Here is a 479-nt window from a genome sequence, read left to right on the forward strand (position 1 = left end):
GACGGCAAAACCGTCATCACCGTGCCGGCTAATGGCACCGTGGGTACTGCCACCGTGACTGCCCCGGACAACGTCTACGTTGGCACCAACGACCCTGTGATCAAATCGATCGCAACCGTTGAAGGTGCGGATGTCGGCAAGTTCGAGCAACTGACACTGGACAAGACCCCGGTCAGCACGTCGGTTACCGACGAGCCAGGTACGCCGGGCAACGAAGGCGACCTGGTCAAGGTCACCATCACAGCCGACCAGACTTCGGTGGCCGAGAACGTCAAACCGACCTTCACTGTTCACGTCAACCAGCCGCTGGCTCACGACCTGGTCGTGACCCTGAGCAACAATGCCCAGGTCACCATCAAGGCCGGCGAGACCAGCGCGCCATACACCCACGCTGCGCAGGGCGATGACGTTTACAACGATGCTGGCCAGATCAGCCTGGGTATCAACTCGGCGGTAGACGCCACTGGCGCTACGTTCGA

The 479-nt window shown here is 61.0% G+C and carries 1 protein-coding gene; it reads left to right on the plus strand.

What is annotated here, in order from left to right; all coding sequences use genetic code 11:
• Positions 1-479, plus strand: a 479-nt coding sequence (locus ACF8FB_RS13990; protein ID WP_392511476.1) for an immunoglobulin-like domain-containing protein, incomplete at both ends; no start/stop codon positions are given.

It is taken from the genome of Pseudomonas sp. yb_2, from assembly GCF_043103905.1.
In the GTDB taxonomy this organism is placed as follows: Bacteria; Pseudomonadota; Gammaproteobacteria; order Pseudomonadales; family Pseudomonadaceae; genus Aquipseudomonas; species Aquipseudomonas alloputida.